This window comes from Paenibacillus sp. J22P59 (genome assembly GCF_059383895.1).
Genome location: NZ_JBXENX010000004.1, coordinates 24636 through 43383 on the forward strand (window position 1 = coordinate 24636; position 18748 = coordinate 43383).

Genomic DNA, 18748 nt, shown 5'->3' on the forward strand with positions numbered 1-18748 from the left:
AATGGAGAACGGTCTAAGAGCTTTAAGCCGTTCTTTCTTTAAAAGAAGGAAAGGGGCTGTCCTAAAATCATCTTCATGATTTTTGGGACAGCCCCTATTTGTGATACAGTCCATCGTAATAGGAATTACTCGAGGTTTCTTAAAATGTCATTACGTATTATTACTTAGGCAATCACAGTGTGGATATTCCCTATCTTTTGCTTAAAACACTTTGCCGTATTATTCAGTCCACAATCCTGCTTTTTCTAATTTCTGTTTACCTTTAAACGCTAATATAATAGCTCCAACATTCAAGATCAACATTATAAAAATTCCATATAGCACATACGTATAACTGCCTGTTATTTGAAAAATATAACCGTATGCAGGCAGCGCAACAATACCTGCAACTGCTAACCCCGTAATTGCAAGTCCATAAATTCGACTAAACTCTTTATTGCCGAATAGTGCTGTTGTTAAAAGTGGCCCTAATGTGCCAAGAGAGGCAACAACAAATCCATATAGACCAGTAGCTATTGTAAATAGCAATGGGTTATCAGGAGCTGTTATAAGAATCCCTACTGGAATCAGCCCCAAAAGCATAGCGCAAATTCCTGTATTCCTCACTCCTGTTTTATCACTGAGGAAGCCGAAGAATAACGCTCCAATTACAACACCCGCCGACCAAGTCCCCATAGCACTGCCTGCAAACTTAATATCATAGCCCAAATCCATTGCGAACGGCGCAACATGTTGGTTAAAAGCAGCTATTGAAGTATCAAATAAGAAGAAAAGGATTAAAAAATAAAAGGCACTCGATTTTTTCGCTACGGCAGCTGTAACTCCGCTATTTGTTGTATTCCTTTGATTCGTTTCATTTGGCTTAATTTCATCCATGCCATACGGCTGCAAGCCTTTTTGCTGCGGTGCGATTCTAATCGTTAATAATACGACGGGTATAACAACCGCCATTACGCCTATTCCTAGAATAAAGTACGTATTTCTCCAACCCTCGCTGGCAATTAAATTTCCTGCAACCGGTTGCAGGAATGCTCCTATTAAACCGCCGGCTGCGACCATAATCCCCAAAGCTAAGCCTCTATGCTTTTTAAACCAATTATTAATCAGTACAGGGCCTGCCAATTGAGTAACTAATACCGACCCCACTGCCATTGGGATAGCAAACAGATACCAGCCCCATACGGAGTTCATGAACCCAAACATCGCAAAGGAGCCTGCCTCTAGAATAACAGCGGCTACTAAAAGCATCCTAATATTATATTTCGCGATCATCCTGCCTGCAATTGGCAAGGCAAACATGGTTGTAATGGATGATATGCTAAAGTACAAGGTTAAGCTGCCCATTCCAATACCTAAATCTTCTGTAACTGGAGTTAAAAATAACCCCCCCGTAGTCATAATGCCGCCTTTAGCAGCTCCGACCATTACGATTAACCCTACTAATACCCACCAAGCATAGTGAATCTTTTTCTTTGACTGACTCATGATGTGTCCCCGATTCGCATATTCGCATTTTATTTTCATACTGTGTTTCATCTTTGAGAATATCAACAAAATAAATATCGCCTGCTCTATTTGCCGTTTGCCCTCCCGTGCATTAGTTAATTTTTAGAAAAAACACAGCTTACATGGTAAAATAAACTTTTAATAACCAAGTTATTTTATGTAACAACAATAACTCTTCGAGGATAATGTGTCAACAATATGAACTTTACTAAATTTACAAAAAAAACTATCCTCTATAAGTTGAATTTAAAACTCCTCTATGCTATCCGTATATTTGCGTATAAGTCTTAAAAATACATGAGGCTCCTTTCTGGCCCTTCCCCAAACATAAAATTAAAAAAAGGCATGAGTGCGGTACAATACCGCCCTCATGCCTAGCAAGCTGTCTAATAAACTATTATATTTTACTTTGTACATTCAGCTTATGCTTTCGGTGTACCTTCCAGCAGCTTCTCCATAACAAAATCAAGCTGCTTGTCCAGCGAATAAATATCGCTGTAATACGCAAGCCCAAATTCGATCTCGTAAAAGCGTCCTTCTTTTACAGCCGGTATGTTGTTCCACACCGAGCTTTCAGACAGATTATCCATCCCAATATAGGAGGAGCGGAATATATAATCGCCCATATGCTCCGGCAGCACTTCCATGGATACGACCTTGTTGCTTCCTGTCTCTGTCTCGATTATTTCTTGAATCACCTTCGGAGCCTTCATTCCAAGGTATTCATAAATAATTTGCGAGCCTCGGCCAAACTGCTTGCTGGCGACAATAGACATTTCCTTATGACCGCCTTCAATAATGGAAACTGTCTTGTCATAAATGCCTGCTGCCTTCAGCTTCTCCTTACTCTCTTCCACCTTCTTATTGAAATTTTCCAACAGCGTATTTACTTCCTGTTCCTTATTGAACACTTTGCCCAGCATATTCATTCGTGATTCTGTCGTCTCATTATCAAATGGCTCAATAAAAACAGTCGGAGCAATATTACGCAGCATGTTATACGTCTCCTCAGAAGGTGTAATAATCAAATCGGGATCAAGCGCAAGTACCGCCTCTGGATTCGGCTCGAACCATTTGCCGAGTGTTTGAATGCCCGCAAGATCCTGCTCGAATGCAGCCCCTTCGTATACATCAGAAACACCGATTGGATTCACGCCCATTGCCACCACATCACCAAGCATATACAGCACCACAACCCGCTTCGGCTCGGCAGGCACTTCCACATCGCCTTTCTCTGTGCTGACGATGCGTGTTGCTGCTTTCCCAGGCGAAGCTTGGCCTCCATCGTTCTGAGCGGGCGATGCTGATTCCGTCGCATTGCTTGGTGAAGCAGAAGTGCCGGCATTCGGGCTCGTATTCGCAGCACCTGATGAGCAGGCACCTAACAATAGGGTTAACACGAGCAACAAGCTAATAGCAAGACTAGGCTTTGTAATTCTTTTCATTCGAACAGACCCTCCATTTATATACTGATAATGATTATCATAATCAGTATATTGCCGCAGCTTGCTCGTTCCAATGGATATTCCAGATAAGATGAATGGACGATCTTCGGAAAGCCGCTTCTTGCGTTCTCGCTCTTGAAACCGAACTGGAGATAAGCCTGTCTGCTTTTTGAAAATCCGGCTGAAGTAATACACATCCGCATAGCCAACCTCACGGCCGATTTCATTGAGTGTCGCATCCGTACCCATGAGCAGCTCGGCAGCACGCTTCACCCGAATTTGAATTAAATACTGGATCGAGCTTGCTCCGGTATGTTCTTTAAAGCGCATCGACAGATGCCGGGGACTATAATTCAGCTTCTCCCCAAGCAGCTCCAGCGTAATGGCCTCCTGAAAATGACTCTCTATATAGCGAATCGCCTGCGTTACAAGGTCCGGCTTGCTTACTATAATGTCCTGCATCCTCATTTGCCGATGAAGCTCATGGATGAATTGATAAAATAGCGCCTTGATCTGAATGCGCTCCAGATCATCTGCGTTTTTCCATGCTTCCTGAATCAGATCTAGCGGACGAAGCAATGGCAGCGGCTCTTGGGGCTGAAAACCATATTGCAGCACAAATGGTTGATGCCGATCCATCAGCCTCGCTAGCTCCTTATTGCGCGGCACAGCATACACCGCCCGGTACAAGAGCAAATAATATTCAAACTCCTCCTCCGCCCACACATCTAGCCGCATGCCCTTACCGCCATGCAGCACATGAAACCGCTGGGCCTCATGCTCTTTGCTGTCCAGCTTCAAATATCCCTTGCCGCGCACACTATAAATGAAGCAGCTTGAAGGCAGCAAATAATGCTCCAGCAGCTCCCCTGAATCCATGATGACATGGCGTATATCCCATATTTTAATAACAGCCTGATCCCATAATTTTATATGTTCATCCAGATTCATTTACTCACCCTCCCCAATTCCAGCTTTAGCCAATCCGCTCTGTGTATCCCTTAGTTCTTCCATTATAATTGATAACACTTCTCATTTACAACGGGAAATAACGATAGGTTACCAGCAGGTATTCATGGTTGAACATATAACCTAGAAGTTTCCGTATCATCGCGACACTGAGTCGCGAGTACTGTCTTTTACGGCTCAAGGTACTGGTATTTCGAGACACTCCAAATTCATTTCAAAATTTATCTCTGTCACTTATGTAAGACTCTGCGCGCTCACTCCCGATAATAATCGTCACATTCACCGTCCCGCCGACGCTTACCATACCGATCGTTCTTTCCTGGACTAAGACCTGACCTTTCCATCAACATGCCCCTTTCTCCTACCCTAATAATTATCGCTTTGGATACTGCGAGCTCTCCCGCACTAGCATCCCTTAGCGTTTCATTCGTACAGCACCTTTAAATGACATGGCATGAAAAGGCTAGAGCGTATTTAAAGCGTACAACTGCTGCATCATTCATTATGTTATTCACAATACGCAATAGAATATTTGTTTTATCGTTACTACTGCTTGAATAAGGTAGAAATTACGCTCCTTCCTAATTTTCATTACTATTTGATGCAATCTGAATGCTGTAGATTAAGATTCAATATCATTACTGAAAATATCTACAATTAAATACTGAGCAATTGGAAAATTAATACACAAAAAAGACACCGAGATTTCTATTCATCAGTGTCTTTTTGTATGGATACTTTTCGACCATCATCAGGAGAGGGTTTTAGTTTATAGCAACTTAATCAGCTCTTCTAGCTCATCAACTAATACTTTTGCAAGTTCAAAATTAGTATCTTTTAAAGCCAATTCTATTTTCATTTCAACTGCTTTTTTATTTTGTTCCGCTTCTAAATAGTTTTTATCAAAATGTCTCGCATAAATCATCTGTTTAAATTTCTTCATAGTCATTTTTCTAATCGTCTTATTGTCAATGATTAATACATAATCCATACCATTTACAACAGAATAGAAATCATGAGATATCATGAGAATCGCACCTTTATAATCTGCGATGGCATTCTCCAATGCGATTTGTGTATAGGTGTCTAAATGGCTTATCGGTTCATCAAGAAGCAATACGTTCGCTTTACTAGCAGAAACTTTAGCCAATTGAAGAATATTTTTTTCTCCACCCGATAAAGATGCTATCTTCTGATCAACGATTGTGCCTTCAAAGCCATAGTGTGAAAGATATGATCTAACCTCATCATACGTGCTAAACCCAGCATCGATGAATTCTTCTAATATTGTATTAGAATCCTTTAGCACTTCGTCTTGAAGCTGTGATAAATAGGCCACTTTAACATCCGCATGAATTTCAATGGAATCATGATTATTGTTAAAGATATCTCGGAGTAAAGTCGTTTTCCCGGTACCGTTTGGACCGATAATGGCTACTTTATCTGTAGATTTTATCTCAAAGCTAACATTGTCTAACAGCAGCTCATCAAAGGAAACACTATAATTATTGACATTTACAACAATGGTGTCTTCAATCTCATGATCAATATCAAAACTGATGTCCGGTTGCTTAATATCAACAAATGGCGCTTTAATTCTACGCGCTTCCAATCTCTCTTGAAACCTTACTCTAGCTTTTAAAGCTCTACCTCTAGAGGCTTCTGAATTAATAGTTGCAATCACTCTAAGATTATCGATGATGTTATCGTATCTCTCAATTTCTTCTTGTTCAGCGACTGCGATTTCTTGCAACTCAATTTTTGTCTGAAGTAATGAGAAGTTATACTCAATATATCGCCCATCAAACTCTTGGATCTCAGCGTTTTCAAGGTGAATAATTTTGTTGAAACAATGATTCAATAGATATCGGTTGTGCGTAACAACTAGCAGCATTCCTTTGTGGGAATTAATAAGTTTTTTAAGCGCATTTAAGTTTTCGAAATCTAAAAATACATCCGGCTCGTCCATAATCATGAGGTCGGGACGATTAAGCATTTCCTTCATGACTTGAACAAGCTTGAATTCCCCACCGCTCAGGTCGGATACCCTTAGATCTCTACGCTTCATAAGGTTTGCTAAATTAAGTTGCTTATGAATGGTACTTTCAAAATCATCTCCACCCATTGCATCCAATGCGTCTAAAGCGAATTGATACTTTTCGAGTAACGGTTCAATATCCGATGATGTTTCCATTTCCGTACAAATCGATTGTATTTCATGTTGCAGCTTAATAAATTTTTCTCCGATGTATTCAAAAACGGTTGTTTCTTCCATTCTGTCTAGTTGGGAGAACTGACTTACATACCCAATTGTACAGGTTGGATCTATCTCTAACTTGCCTTCGAACAAATATCTTTCTGGATCCATCAGTATATCGATCAGCGTACTTTTCCCACTGCCGCTTGTTCCAATAAAAGCGCAATGCTGTGCCTCTTCTAACGTAAATGAAATGTTTTTATATAGTTCTTTTTGTGGAAATGAGAAGGATAAGTTTTCAACTTTTATCATCGTATTACCTTTCTGAATAACTAAATTTGCGACTATTATTGAAAGTATTATAGAGCATAGGTTCAGAGTTTACCGTTGTAAGAGTAACACTGTTTACAAGCAACTTCAATATATTTGTATCTCCTCTGATTCCGGGATTTGCCTGTGTTTCATAGCAGATAAAGGTAAGTAAGCATAAACGACCTCTCATCTTGTGATTTACCGCTTCGTTGACGGCAATAATATAGTCGTTCGCAGCAATACCCTTTAACGTGTCCAGCCTTCTTTAAAAACAAAGGTTTCTCCTTTCGACATTGGATCGGTATCGAATTTTATGGGAATTACGAAGACAGCATCATAACGGTAATGAAGAATGACGATAGTTTAATTTGATTTATGCTTCAAGCGACAAAGAACATTTTGATGAAATAGATCAAGTTCTCTCGAAACTGGGAGTAGTCATTTGAAATTTTCTATCTCAAAATCAGATTTTACTATTAGTTTAATGTGATATTAGTTGTATCTTTATGGAGTGAGAGCGCCGCACGGCTCCTAAACAAAGCTGCTCATCTTTACAAATCTAGAAAAGTAGATATAATGATGGATATGGAACCTTTATTGATTTATAAAGCTTTGTCTAACGAGATGCGTTGTCAAATTATGCAATGGCTGAAGAACCCAGAGGAATTTTTTGATGAAAAGCTCTATTTGCAACAGGGTCTTAACTTTCGCATTGGTGTATGCGTAGGAGATATTCAGGCAAAATCGGGACTTGCCCAGTCTGTTATCTCAAACTATTTAGCCACCATGCAAAAAGCTGGTTTATTGGAGTCCGAGCGAATCGGAAAATGGACGTATTACCGCCGAAACGAAAAGACCATTAAGCAATTTTCCGAGTACGTCCAAAGTAAACTATAGCCGAAAGGAGTTTTTTTCGTTTCTCATATCTACAATTCTATATATGAATATTAATGGAGGCATATTTTTTTATGAAAAAGTTTCACTCTTCACTTATCATTTTTCTGGCTTTAGGTGTATTTGGCATTATTACAACGGAAATGGGTATTATAGGTGTTCTTCCCCAAGTCACTCAAAAATTTCACATATCGCTCTCTCAAGCTGGGTATCTTGTAAGTATATTTGCTTTAATCGTTGCCCTTTCAGGCCCATTCCTGACCTTACTCGCTTCCGGCATTAATCGTAAAGTCATTTTGTTAACCGCTATTCTTATGTTTGCCATCTCTAATATTGTCTATGCTTACACAACCAAGTTCGAAGTCATGCTTGCTTTCCGGATTGTCCCTGCTATTTTTCATCCTGTCTTTTTTTCAATTGCTCTTGTGACCGCGGCCAGCCTTGTTCCTCCTGAAAAGAGCAGCAAAGCCGTCACTAAGGTTTTTGCCGGAATAACCGTCGGATTCGCTTTTGGCGTGCCGTTGACCTCTTATCTCGGCGAAAAAATTTCGTTGGAAGCTGCTTTCCTGTTTGGTGCTGTTGTTAGCATGGTTGCCTTTATAGGGATACTTGCCTGGTTTCCTTCTATGCCTGTTAAGGAAAAAATGTCTTTTGGCAAGCAGCTTGGCATCTTGCGCAAACCTCAATTGTGGTTAACGATCGTAACTGTTGTTCTTATCTTTGCATCTATGTTTTCAGTGTATAGCTACTTTGCCGAATATCTTGGACAAGTCACCCATATGAACGGATCATGGATTAGCATTATGCTGATGGCCTTTGGCGTCGCCATGATTGCTGGAAACTTTTTGTTTGGGGGCTTTTTGCACAAAAGCATGACCAAGACCGTCATCCTGTTTCCTCTGGTATATGCGGTCATTTACTTATTCACTTATTTTCTCGGTTCGTATATCTTGCCGATGGCGGTCATCGTATTCATTTGGGGGGCCGTGCATTCCGGGGGGCTTATTGTCAGTCAAGCCTTGTTGATGACCGAGGCGAAAGAAGCTCCCGAATTCGGCAACAGCTTGTTTGTTTCATTTTCCAATGTTGGCATTACGGTAGGGGCCTCGATCGGCGGCTGGTTTATTTCTCAGTCTGGTACACATCAGCTCATCTGGTGCGGCATTATGTTTGCATTGCTTGCTTTCTTGTTGATCATAGTAAAAATAGCCATTTCCAAATCAAATGGTCTAGACATGGACTGACCAAGCTCCTTCTTATTCAGTAGTTTCTGGTTTTGGGGGCTATCTTCCTCTCCGCCCTCCTTCCAACTATAATAAATCCCCCAGATCAGAGCGTAAAGTACTTACTGTTTTGGCTACTTGCATTTTTTTAGGGGGAATTTCACAAAATCTATACCAGTGAACATTATTTTTCGCCGTCACTTATGATACGGTTCCCCCCGATTTATCTTCACTCCGCACGCTCAACAATAACAAATGCAGAAGCAATGGCACGATCATGAGTAATCGTTACGTGAATGCGAGCGGGCTCCCGCTCCAGGCGCCTCCATGCTTGTGCAGATAATAGACATTCCGGCTTGCCGTATTCATCCCTTAATATCTCAATGTCGCTAAAGCCCACCTTATTGCCGATCCCGCAGCCTAGCGCCTTCACGACAGCCTCCTTGGCTGCGAAGCGCCCGGAAGTGAATTGAACAAGCCGTTTTCCCGAGTATTCTCCGGCAAGCTCCTGTTCTCCTATCGTCAACACTCGCTCAAGAAACTTCTTTCCCACTTTCCCATTGAGCAGTTTCTCCATTCGTTCCATATCCGTTATATCGTGACCGATCCCTTCAATCATCGTTCTACCTCCTTTATCACTAGAATTAGCCGAAATGTTCATATGTATAATTGGCTGCTGCCCTTTTGCTGCCCTGCCACAGACCAGCCTAAATAGTAATTTCCTCTACTGCACAAAAAAAGGCGGAACAGGTATCGAACCTGCCCCACCTTTCATCAAGTGTTAAATGCCGGGAATATGTGAGCGCTTGTGCTCTGTCTTCAAATACTGCTTTTCCAGCTTCTCTTGTGCCTCAGCACCAATCGCTTTGCCTTCGAGATAAGCGCTGTTCTCGTCATATAGAATGCCGAGCTCTGCCTCATCCGTCTGGCCGTCCCATAGGCCGGCTGTAGGTGCTTTGTCGAGAATAGATTGCGGCACGCCAAGAACGGCAGCAAGCTGACGAACCTGACGCTTGTTCAGAGAGCTCATCGGAGTAATGTCGACTGCTCCGTCGCCCCACTTGGTGTAGAATCCGGTTATCGCCTCGGATGCATGATCCGTTCCGACAACAAGCAGATTGAGCTCGAAGGCAAGCGCATATTGCACGACCATGCGAGTTCTTGCTTTCACGTTGCCTTTGCCGCCGCGGCTCAGATGGCGCGGCAAGCCAAGCTTCTTCAAGCCATGCTCAGCCTCAATGGAAATTTCATCAACGGCTTCGCCGATATTCGTCTCCACCGTATGCTTGAGCGCGAATGCTTCAGCTACTGCATAGCTGTCCGAAATATCGGATTGCTCGCTGTAAGGCTGATAGACACCAAGCGTCATATACTCGCGGCCTGTCTCCGCAGACAGCTCATCTGTAGCTTGCTTACACAGGCCTGCTACTACAGCACTGTCAATTCCTCCGCTTATCGCGATCAAGAGACCTGTAGTGCCCGATTGCTGCACATATTGCTTCAGAAAATCGACGCGCTTGCGAATTTCTTCGTTCGGATCAATCTCAGGCTTCACACCAAAGCGCTTAATGATCTCTTGTTGTAAGCTCATAGTTCCTCCTATTAACGGCAGAAGCGGTCAAACGCTTCAGACAGATCAGCTGCGATATCCGCAGCAGAACGGTTCTCGATCTGATGACGTTCAATGAAATGAACAAGCTCTCCGTCCTTCATCAAAGCGATGGAAGGTGAAGACGGCGGGTATGGCGCGAAATATTCACGAGCCTTAGCCGTTGCCTCTTTATCTTGACCTGCGAATACCGTATACAAATGATCAGGTGTAATATCATGTCCCAAAGCTTGTGCTACGCCCGGACGGCATTGTCCAGCAGCACAGCCGCATACCGAGTTGACAACAACGAGTGCTGTTCCTTTGGATTCTGGCAATGCTTCTGCAACTTCCTCTGGTGTGCGAAGCTCTTTAATTCCTAGACGTGTAAGATCATCACGCATCGGTTGAACCATATCTAGCATATATCTCTCAAATGACATCGACATTTGAAACACACTCCTTTTTAATAACCAAGTTTAGTTACTATTATACCGTCTCTTAGGAAAATAAAGCAACCGGAGTGAGTTCACTCCGGCTGCTGATCCGCTGTCAATTGGGGCTCCTCATTAGGCTCGCTTGTGCGGTAAGAGACATTTTTATCAGGATGCATAAATGTCGCTGCCTGTGGAGCAATTCCGCGCTCGAACAAATCGCGATTCTCTGCTGTCAAGAAGCCTATATCCTTAAAAGGATGCACCCACTGATCGCCCGCCATTACAGCTGGGTCCGTATCGACGCTCCATTGATTAAGAGGAGAATGCGCAGATTCGTACATATGGTCTCCGATAACAACACCGTATTCGTTAACGAACGGCTCCGGATTGCCTCTGCCCTTCTTGAACTCCGGAAGAAAAGCAATCTCGTAAGGGTCTAGTGCCGGATCATCATTGTTGCTCATGCCTTGGAACCTCCCATAGACAGTTGTCTATGTTGCAGGGCGATTAGGCCCGTCGAGCTTCTTATCGAAGCCTTGATCCCCCGGTGTATTAGAACGAGCCTTATTATTATCCGTTGCTTGCTTAATCTGCTCCTGTGAGCTTCCTTTGTCCGCGCTATGCTGTGACATAAGTCTGAACCCTCCCGCTTTTATCTGGTTGTTCTTCCTTAGCTAGTATGCACGAGCGATAAGCGCTTTATGTTCCTGCTTATTCAACATTAAGCAGATTTGCACTGGAAGGAGACAATAAAGGTCGTTCCTTGGCCCTCCTCCGAATCAACATCTATGCGTCCATTATGACGCTCTGCGATACTTAGGCACAGGGGCAAGCCGAGACCGGTTCCTCTTGATTTGGTCGTAAAAAAAGGCTCGAACAATCTCTTCATCTGTTCTTGAGAGATGCCTATTCCTTCATCACGTATCCTTAGCTCGATTCGATCCTGCTCTGTATCATAGGAAGTATGTAAATGCAGCGCTCCCTTATCTTCCATCGCTTCCATCCCGTTACGCGCCAGATTGAGCACAAGTTGTTTGATCTCTTTATCATTGAGCATAAGGGGAGGCATGTATTCGCATAAATGGACGGACATGCTCTGCCCGCGCATGTTCGCATCCGCTTCCAGAAGGGGCTGCATTTCCTGAATAATCGCGTTCAGCGAGTATTTCTCCATGATCAACGAGCGATTCTGGGCAAGCGACAAGAAATCGCTAATGATATGATTAGCGCGATCAAGTTCCTCGATAACGATCCGATAATAATGCTCCTGATGCTCTGGACTTCTCTCCTTCATTAGCTGAACAAAGCCCCGAATGACCGCCATAGGGTTCCTGATTTCATGGGTAATGCTCGCAGCCATCTGTCCAACCAGACTAAGCCGCTCCATTCTTCCGACCTCGTCGCGCAGAAGCCAGAGCTCCGTTACATCCTGCGTGACGAGAGCAGCTCCAGTGATCGTGCCATTCTGAAGATTATGTATGCCAAAAGACGTGGCAAGCAGCGTTCGATTCCCTTCCTGTCTAGGCTCAAGCTGTGTTTTGCTGCCTTTCAACGCTGCTTGCAGCAGCTTGATCTCGAAGTCATGATGATCACGGTCGAAGAAGTTGGAGAAATGCTCACCCATATAAGCGATCTTATCTGCACAAGGTTTGAACAACTGTCTTCCCATATCATTAAGATGGGTAATCCGGCCCTGATGATCAACAATAATGACAGCAAACATCGTCTCATCAATAAATTGCTGGAGCTTGTCCACTTCGTACCGATATCTAGTAGATACGCGATGCACCTCTTCGTGCAGCTGCCTGTTCTCCTGCAGGCTTTCAATAATAAAAACACTGAACCAGACAACCGCAGCTGACGCTGCTATCATCAATCCTTCAAAAATAAGCAGATTGCTAGAGACGTCAATGCTCTTAATCGCTACATAAACGGCTATAGTTACGAAGTAATAGAGCATGACCATACTGGTCAAGCCTATTGCGATAAGCTTTTTTTGCGTACTCGAAGCTCGCTGGAATAACCGAATCCCAGACAGCATCATCGGAATCAGGACGATGATGAAGAGGATAAGCATACCCAGTGACAGTCCTGCATCTATTACCAGAAGACGTAATAGGACATACAGAATGGTCAAGGCTGCAAATGCATACGTTCCCCCATATAAAGAACCAATGATATAAGGTACGAGCCTCAGATCTACTGCGTAGCCATTATAGTCCATCGCCGCCAACATACACAGCACCATCGAGGCCCCACTGACAGCAGAGAGAAATAGAGGAACGGTACGCCAATTCTTACTAACGCTATGCCTTAGTTGAAAAATAAACAACGGCAACAAAGAAATGAAGAATTGCAAGAGCATCTCTTTTAACACAGACGATCCGTCTCCCTCTTATCGCTTTTCCAGCTGCTTTGCCAAATGTAAACTAATGTAACATTTTACTAATTTACCTGTTAGTCCGATTAAAACATAAACACTCTTTTTTTACAATTGGATGTTAAGCCAGTCTGTCACTTTTTGAATAACATGGTCGCCTTCAAGATCATTATGCAGCTCATGCAAGCCATTCTCCCAAGAGAGGAAAGAACACCGTTCCCCGATTCGCGCAGCGATCTCTTCACTTGCCTCGTAAGAAGTAATACGATCAGCCGTTCCGTGCATGAGCAATACCGGCATCGCAAGCTCACCGCAATGGGCAATTGCCCATTCCCCAGCCTCATTAATCTCCGTGAAGGTCTGAACTGTTATTCTCGTATGGCATAATGGGTCATTCTCCACAGGTGATGCGCCTGCAAAGCCTGGACGGAACAGATCCCTTGGCTTCAACCCCGTGTCCTGCGACAGAGATGGGGCAATTCGAACGATGCGCTTGGCCAGAAACACTTGTACAGCAGCAGGCTTAAAGGCCAATCTAAGCCATGGGCTTCCAAGAATAAGCCCTTGCAGCTTCAGCCTCTGTCTAAGCGCACAATTAAGCGCAACATTGCCGCCCATACTATGACCGTATAGAAAGAGCGGCACATCCTGATGCCTTTCTCTCGCTTGCTCCAGCACGAGCTCCGTATTGCGCACGGCAGAGTCAATCGTGGACACATGCCCTCTCTTGCCTGAGGATTGCCCATGTCCCTGCTGATCATGGGCAATCACAGCGAAGCCCTGCTCAGTCAGTTTCTTGGCGACATACGCATAACGCTCCCCATGCTCCCCCATCCCATGTACGATGCAGACAACACCCTTTATAGGCTCTTCTGCCTCTGGCATCCATTCCCTTATATAAATCGTCGAGCTGTTCTCCCCGTTCATAGCCCATGCCGAGCGCTTCATGAATAACCATGCCTCCCTTGAAAGGATAATCATTATATATATATTCTCTTCCTGTATGAGGCTTTCCTCGCTTATAATAGCAGTCTAATGCTCTATTACTGCTTTACTACCTCTCATTCGTATAAACATAACAAATAGAAGGTAGAATTGGTAACATAAGCTTGCCTGACAATCATTGGAGTTATAGAAAAGGAGTACATTATGTACGATGTAATTATTATTGGCGGCGGTTCGGCAGGACTTATGGCTAGTATCGCAGCCAGCCTGAATGGACAAAAAGTTCTTTTGCTGGACAAGGGAGATAAATTAGGGCGCAAGCTCGGCATATCTGGCGGCGGAAGATGCAACGTAACGAATAACAAAGACCTTGATGAGCTCATCAAGCATATACCCGGGAATGGAAGATTCCTATATAGCGCCTTTTCAAGCTTTAGCAACAAGGATATTATCGCTTTTTTCGAGAATTTGGGCATTCTTCTCAAGGAAGAGGATAACGGGAGAATGTTCCCTGTCACAGACAAGGCAAAGACGGTCGTCGATGCTCTAGTTGCTCAAGTCCGCAACCAAGGCGTAGCTATTCGTGTTAATTCGCCGATTGAAGAGGTGCTATACTCTGGCGGAGCAGTGTCTGGCGTTCGTCTGAAATCCAATGAAACGATTCATGGACGAAGTGTCATTATTGCAGCAGGAGGAAAATCCGTCCCTCATACCGGATCAACTGGCGATGGATACGCTTGGGCTGAAAAAGCAGGGCACACGATAACCGAGCTATTTCCTACCGAGGTTCCGATTACTTCTAACGAGCCTTTCATTCAATCGAAGGAGCTTCAAGGGCTATCCCTTCGCGATATTGGCTTGTCCGTCTGGAACGCGAAAGGCAAGAAGGTGATCGAGCATCATGGGGACTTGCTGTTCACTCACTTTGGGATCTCCGGCCCGGTTGCGCTGCGATGCAGCCAATTTGTTGTAAAAGCACTCAAACAATCGAATAACGGCAATGTCATCCTTGCCATTGACCTTCAGCCGGATAAAAGCGTAGATGAAATTTATGCAGAAACGCTCGCTCTCGCGAAGCTTGAGTCCAAAAAAAGTATTAAAAACGTCCTCAAAGGCTATTTGCCTGAGAAGCTAATCCCGCTTCTGCTCGCAGAGGCACAATTGAATGACAGCCTTACCTTTGACAACATTCCCAAGCAAGCATGGATGGCCCTTGCCAAGCTTATTAAAGCCTTTCAGATCAGGGCCTATGGGACATTGTCTTTGAAGGAAGCGTTCGTAACAGGCGGCGGCGTGAATCTGAAGGAAATTGATCCTACTACGATGGAATCCAAGCTTATGGACGGACTCTACTTCTGCGGGGAAATCCTTGATATTCATGGCTATACAGGAGGGTATAACATAACGGCCGCCTTCTCTACAGGCTATGCCGCTGGTACCCATGCCAGTAAAAAAGCAGCCTTAGCAGCAGCAAGCAGCTAAGGCCTTTCTTTTTTCTCTGCTCATATTCGCACATCGCCAGAAAAGTGACCGTACGTGCCTGGATCTGGCAGAAATTCGTCACTATAATCCGATGCGTCATCTCTATTATGGAGTCCATCTTCTGATTGAGAGTAAGCATCGCTCCAATCCTCATTCACGATATGAGCTGGGATCGTTATTCCGTTCAAGGAATAGGCCGTCTCGGTGACCGCACTTGCGCTAATGGACGATTGTTCCAATAGCTGACCGCCATACGACTGTGCTATTTCGAGAGCAGAGGTCAGATCACTGCCATCCACATGAATATGCACCCGATTCTCTTCATGCAGCAGCGGTTCATACCCTAGCTCCTGCAGCAGCTCGCAGGCAACCGCGGCACTGCGATTATCAGTGAATTCAAACATGATCGCCGAACTCGTCATGACGTATTCATCTCCCTTTTTCTAATCAAGCCTTTATTAGGTTGCCCTAGTGGCCGCTCTTTTTATGAATGAATCCGTTATTTATCCTTTTTTATTACTATTATTAATTAAGTAAGGTGGCCCATAACATGCATAGTATCTTTTATTTATTAGCTGATCCTATGTTTATCGTATATTACGAGCATAGCCGCTGGCATATTCGCGATATTAATCAAGCTTTTATCTCTTTAACAGGCTATAAGAAACAAGAGCTGATAGATGCCAGTCCAGACATGCTGCTCAAAGAGAATCTCAGCTTCGATCAAGTCATTCATCCGTTAAGCGTAGATCAAGAATATAGTATGGAGCTTGATTTTGTGGCAAAATCAGGCATGATTGTCCCGGTCAAGCTTACCTGTACTAAGCTATTAGTAGAGAATCGCTCGTATTATATGGTCATCTGCAAAGATTTGTCGCATGTACGATGGATTGATGAATTCACTATGGATAACAAGGTCACGCTGATTCTGTGCATCACGAGTAAATTTTTGATCGCCAGTACAACAAGATCCTATTCCCCATTGAATTATCGGCCATCCGACTTGGTTAATCAGCAGTTGTTCAACAATGTCCACGAGGAATACCGAAAGCCGCTTCGACGCGCCATGGACTATGCTCGCAATAATGGGACTATCGAGCAGGTCGAATTAGCCTTTTCGTTCAACGATACCAAGTATTTGACCTCTGCCATCATTAGACCGTTCTATCATGGGAATAAAGCATTTCGAAATTACGTCATTCTCCTGACAGATATTAATAGGCAATCCAAGGATGAGGATTCCGCACTGAAGCTGAGAATGCTCATGCTCAGCAGCAATATGTCTGCCAGTGAGCTATCTCGGCAAACACTAATTTCTTTGACCACGATATCCAAAATTCGCAATGGCAAAATAAAAAAGCCCCAGCGTCTCACAGCACAATTGATTGCTGGAGCACTGGGGGTGAAGCCAGAGACGATCTGGAGCAGCTACAAGCGCTGACCGTAAATAAATTAGAATGAAAATTTCATGACCAGATCATTCAAGTCCTGCGATATTTCCGTCAAACCGCCCGCTGCCGATGCAATTTCTTCTGCAGAGGCTGTTTGTCGTTCTGCACCTGCCGCTACATTACGGGCAATATCATACGTACGCCGCGCGATATCTGTTAGCTGCTCAATGGATGAGCTTACTTGCTCTGAGCTTGCCGCCAGCTCCTCAGCAGCTGCTGCTACCTCTTCGATCTTGCTAGAAACATCGCTGGAGGCCTCCGCAATTTGTCCAAAGGAAAGGCCAGCCGCATTCACACTCGCTAATCCCTTCATCGTCTCTTCACGGCTAGCAGCCATCTTATCTACCGTCAGCACCGTATCTGCTTTAATCTTCGTAATGACGGCGGCTATCTCCGATACAGAATTAGCCGTTTGGGTAGATAGCTTACGCACTTCCTCCGCCACTACTGCGAATCCTCGGCCTGCTTCTCCAGCGCGTGCAGCCTCAATAGCCGCATTCAAGGCGAGCAAATTCGTCTGCTTCGAAATGGTCCCAATGAGATCTGTAATCGATCCCACATTGCGCATATGCTCTTCCAGCAATTCTACATGCTCAGCGGCTGAGCGCACAGTTGCATCAATGGATTCCATCGTTACCACAGCTTGTCCGATCGTCTCGCTTCCAAGCTTCGCTTGTGCCGCAGCATTCGCTGACAGCTCTGCCGCATAAGAGCTGCTCTCAGCAATTTGCTGTGTACTGATTGCCATCTCTTCAGAGGAACGACTGATTTCTTCAAAGTTCTGCAGTTGATCCTGCGAGCCGGCAGCCGCTTCGTTGAACATTGTGGAAGCCTGCTCCGCGGAGCTTGCATTCTGCTCTGCGGCGGCTAGCATTTCTTCCGAGGATGCTGAAATACTCGTCGAAGCTGCCTGTACGCCTTGCAGCGTATCCCGAAGAGATGCCACCATCGCCCCGAGCGATTGAACCATCGTACCAATCTCGTCACGGCTGCGTACAGTCGGAATCGTCACGGCTAAGGAACCCTTAGCTACCTCCTCCAATACTTTGGAGGAATGTTTAATAGGGAGCGAGATTGTTTTACGAATATAGATCAATAGTCCGATAACAAGCAGCATAGCCACTGCAATACTCCAGCCTATCGTTGTAATGCCTTCCTTGTTCAGCTTCTCGCTGGATTCCTCTGCCGCCTGCGCACCCTGCTCGTTAATATGTACGATCGAATCGACATACGTTATCATCCCATTATAAGAACGTTCTGATTTGGTAAGCGCTTCGGCTGCCTGAGCGTTGTCCGCTTGTCCATTTACGAATTTAACCAAGGTGCGGTAATGCTCAATGTAAGCTCTCCATTCACCATACAGATTTTTGGATAAGTGAATGCTTTGTTTATGCTTGGAGCCTGTTATAAAAGCATTGTATTTCTCATCCAATGCCTTAATTGTTTTTTCGCCGTCAGCTTCAAGCTTTTTGCGCTTCGCCGGGTCTGATTCAGCAAGTAATTTGTACTGAACCGTGAACAGATGTTCATTTGAGTAATTGATCTCATAGATTAGTCTCGTGCTGTTCATCCATACTTGGGCAATTTCTTGCGTATTGGCATTCATTTTGTTCATCATATTCAAGCTTAGAACGCCATTGCTCACTAGTATAATCATAATGGCTAAGAAGGAAAGGGTTAATCTTTGACTTACTGATATTCTCCATTTGAATTTCACTTAGCACCCTCCATTAGTCCTATAAAATATGGTTATATTAAGTATATCCCACTATCAAACAAGGATAAAAGTCCTAAATTCCATATAAACCACCCTATTCGTAATCATTCTCATCGGATTTGACTCCCTTTTCTCCTTCTTGCAAATAAAAGTTTAAAACTTTAAACAAATGGCACTTAGTTTAAACGCATTATTTAAATAA

Annotated in this window: 16 protein-coding genes and 1 pseudogene; 4 read left to right on the top strand and 13 right to left on the bottom strand. The window is 44.0% G+C overall.

From position 1 onward, the window contains the following. Positions 1-219: 219 nt before the first annotated feature. The 4 genes and pseudogenes from AC50YO_RS07615 to AC50YO_RS07630 all read right to left on the bottom strand — a co-directional run. Entirely contained in the window at positions 220-1536 is a 1317-nt protein-coding gene (locus AC50YO_RS07615; RefSeq protein ID WP_494845409.1) for an MFS transporter, read from the bottom strand. A 392-nt stretch (positions 1537-1928) separates the two neighbouring features. Then, the gene (locus tag AC50YO_RS07620) at positions 1929-3902 is read right to left on the bottom strand and encodes a helix-turn-helix domain-containing protein (protein ID WP_494845411.1); all 1974 of its coding nucleotides are present in this window, start codon (positions 3900-3902) and stop codon (positions 1929-1931) included. Between the two features lie 787 nt (positions 3903-4689). Continuing rightward, complete coding sequence (locus AC50YO_RS07625; RefSeq protein ID WP_494845413.1) at positions 4690-6429, bottom strand: ABC-F family ATP-binding cassette domain-containing protein; 1740 nt, start codon at positions 6427-6429, stop codon at positions 4690-4692. Positions 6430-6616: 187 nt separating this feature from the next. Then, positions 6617-6691: pseudogene (locus tag AC50YO_RS07630) on the bottom strand (transcriptional regulator); the annotation flags it as partial. A gap of 323 nt (positions 6692-7014) precedes the next feature. Here AC50YO_RS07630 and AC50YO_RS07635 point away from each other — a divergent pair. Both AC50YO_RS07635 and AC50YO_RS07640 read left to right on the top strand, forming a co-directional pair. Continuing rightward, on the top strand, positions 7015-7326 hold the full coding sequence (locus AC50YO_RS07635) for an ArsR/SmtB family transcription factor (RefSeq protein ID WP_494846414.1): 312 nt from the start codon (positions 7015-7017) through the stop codon (positions 7324-7326). 71 nt (positions 7327-7397) lie between these two features. After that, complete coding sequence (locus tag AC50YO_RS07640; RefSeq protein WP_494845418.1) at positions 7398-8567, top strand: MFS transporter; 1170 nt, start codon at positions 7398-7400, stop codon at positions 8565-8567. A 208-nt stretch (positions 8568-8775) separates the two neighbouring features. On the opposite strand, the gene acpS is transcribed toward AC50YO_RS07640, so the two are convergent. From acpS to AC50YO_RS07675, 7 genes are all read right to left on the bottom strand, one after another. After that, positions 8776-9165 carry a holo-ACP synthase gene (acpS, locus tag AC50YO_RS07645; RefSeq protein ID WP_494845422.1) on the bottom strand — a complete coding sequence of 130 codons (390 nt, stop codon included), beginning with the start codon at positions 9163-9165 and terminating at the stop codon, positions 8776-8778. A gap of 162 nt (positions 9166-9327) precedes the next feature. Beyond that, a complete protein-coding gene (gene nadE / locus AC50YO_RS07650; RefSeq protein ID WP_494845424.1) occupies positions 9328-10137 on the bottom strand; it encodes an NAD(+) synthase in 810 nt (269 codons plus the stop codon). 11 nt (positions 10138-10148) lie between these two features. Next, on the bottom strand, positions 10149-10583 hold the full coding sequence (locus tag AC50YO_RS07655) for a BrxA/BrxB family bacilliredoxin (RefSeq protein WP_494845426.1): 435 nt from the start codon (positions 10581-10583) through the stop codon (positions 10149-10151). Positions 10584-10663: 80 nt separating this feature from the next. Beyond that, positions 10664-11035: a DUF3905 domain-containing protein gene (locus tag AC50YO_RS07660; RefSeq protein ID WP_494845428.1), complete on the bottom strand. Its 372-nt coding sequence runs from the start codon at positions 11033-11035 to the stop codon at positions 10664-10666. 27 nt (positions 11036-11062) lie between these two features. Next, complete coding sequence (locus AC50YO_RS07665; protein WP_494845433.1) at positions 11063-11203, bottom strand: hypothetical protein; 141 nt, start codon at positions 11201-11203, stop codon at positions 11063-11065. Positions 11204-11292: 89 nt separating this feature from the next. Next, positions 11293-12948, bottom strand: a complete 1656-nt coding sequence (locus AC50YO_RS07670) for an ATP-binding protein (protein WP_494845435.1) — start codon at positions 12946-12948, stop codon at positions 11293-11295. 111 nt (positions 12949-13059) lie between these two features. Continuing rightward, positions 13060-13899 carry an alpha/beta hydrolase gene (locus AC50YO_RS07675; RefSeq protein ID WP_494845440.1) on the bottom strand — a complete coding sequence of 280 codons (840 nt, stop codon included), beginning with the start codon at positions 13897-13899 and terminating at the stop codon, positions 13060-13062. A gap of 198 nt (positions 13900-14097) precedes the next feature. On the opposite strand from AC50YO_RS07675, the gene AC50YO_RS07680 reads away from it, so the two are divergent. Beyond that, entirely contained in the window at positions 14098-15378 is a 1281-nt protein-coding gene (locus AC50YO_RS07680) for a BaiN/RdsA family NAD(P)/FAD-dependent oxidoreductase (RefSeq protein ID WP_494846416.1), read from the top strand. A gap of 20 nt (positions 15379-15398) precedes the next feature. On the opposite strand, the gene AC50YO_RS07685 is transcribed toward AC50YO_RS07680, so the two are convergent. Beyond that, a complete protein-coding gene (locus AC50YO_RS07685; protein ID WP_494845444.1) occupies positions 15399-15800 on the bottom strand; it encodes a hypothetical protein in 402 nt (133 codons plus the stop codon). A 128-nt stretch (positions 15801-15928) separates the two neighbouring features. Between AC50YO_RS07685 and AC50YO_RS07690 the strand changes: the two genes are divergently transcribed. Next, on the top strand, positions 15929-16819 hold the full coding sequence (locus AC50YO_RS07690) for a PAS domain-containing protein (RefSeq protein ID WP_494845446.1): 891 nt from the start codon (positions 15929-15931) through the stop codon (positions 16817-16819). Between the two features lie 11 nt (positions 16820-16830). Here AC50YO_RS07690 and AC50YO_RS07695 read toward each other — a convergent pair whose 3' ends face one another. Further along, positions 16831-18546 carry a methyl-accepting chemotaxis protein gene (locus tag AC50YO_RS07695; RefSeq protein ID WP_494845449.1) on the bottom strand — a complete coding sequence of 572 codons (1716 nt, stop codon included), beginning with the start codon at positions 18544-18546 and terminating at the stop codon, positions 16831-16833. Between the last annotated feature and the right edge of the window lie 202 nt (positions 18547-18748).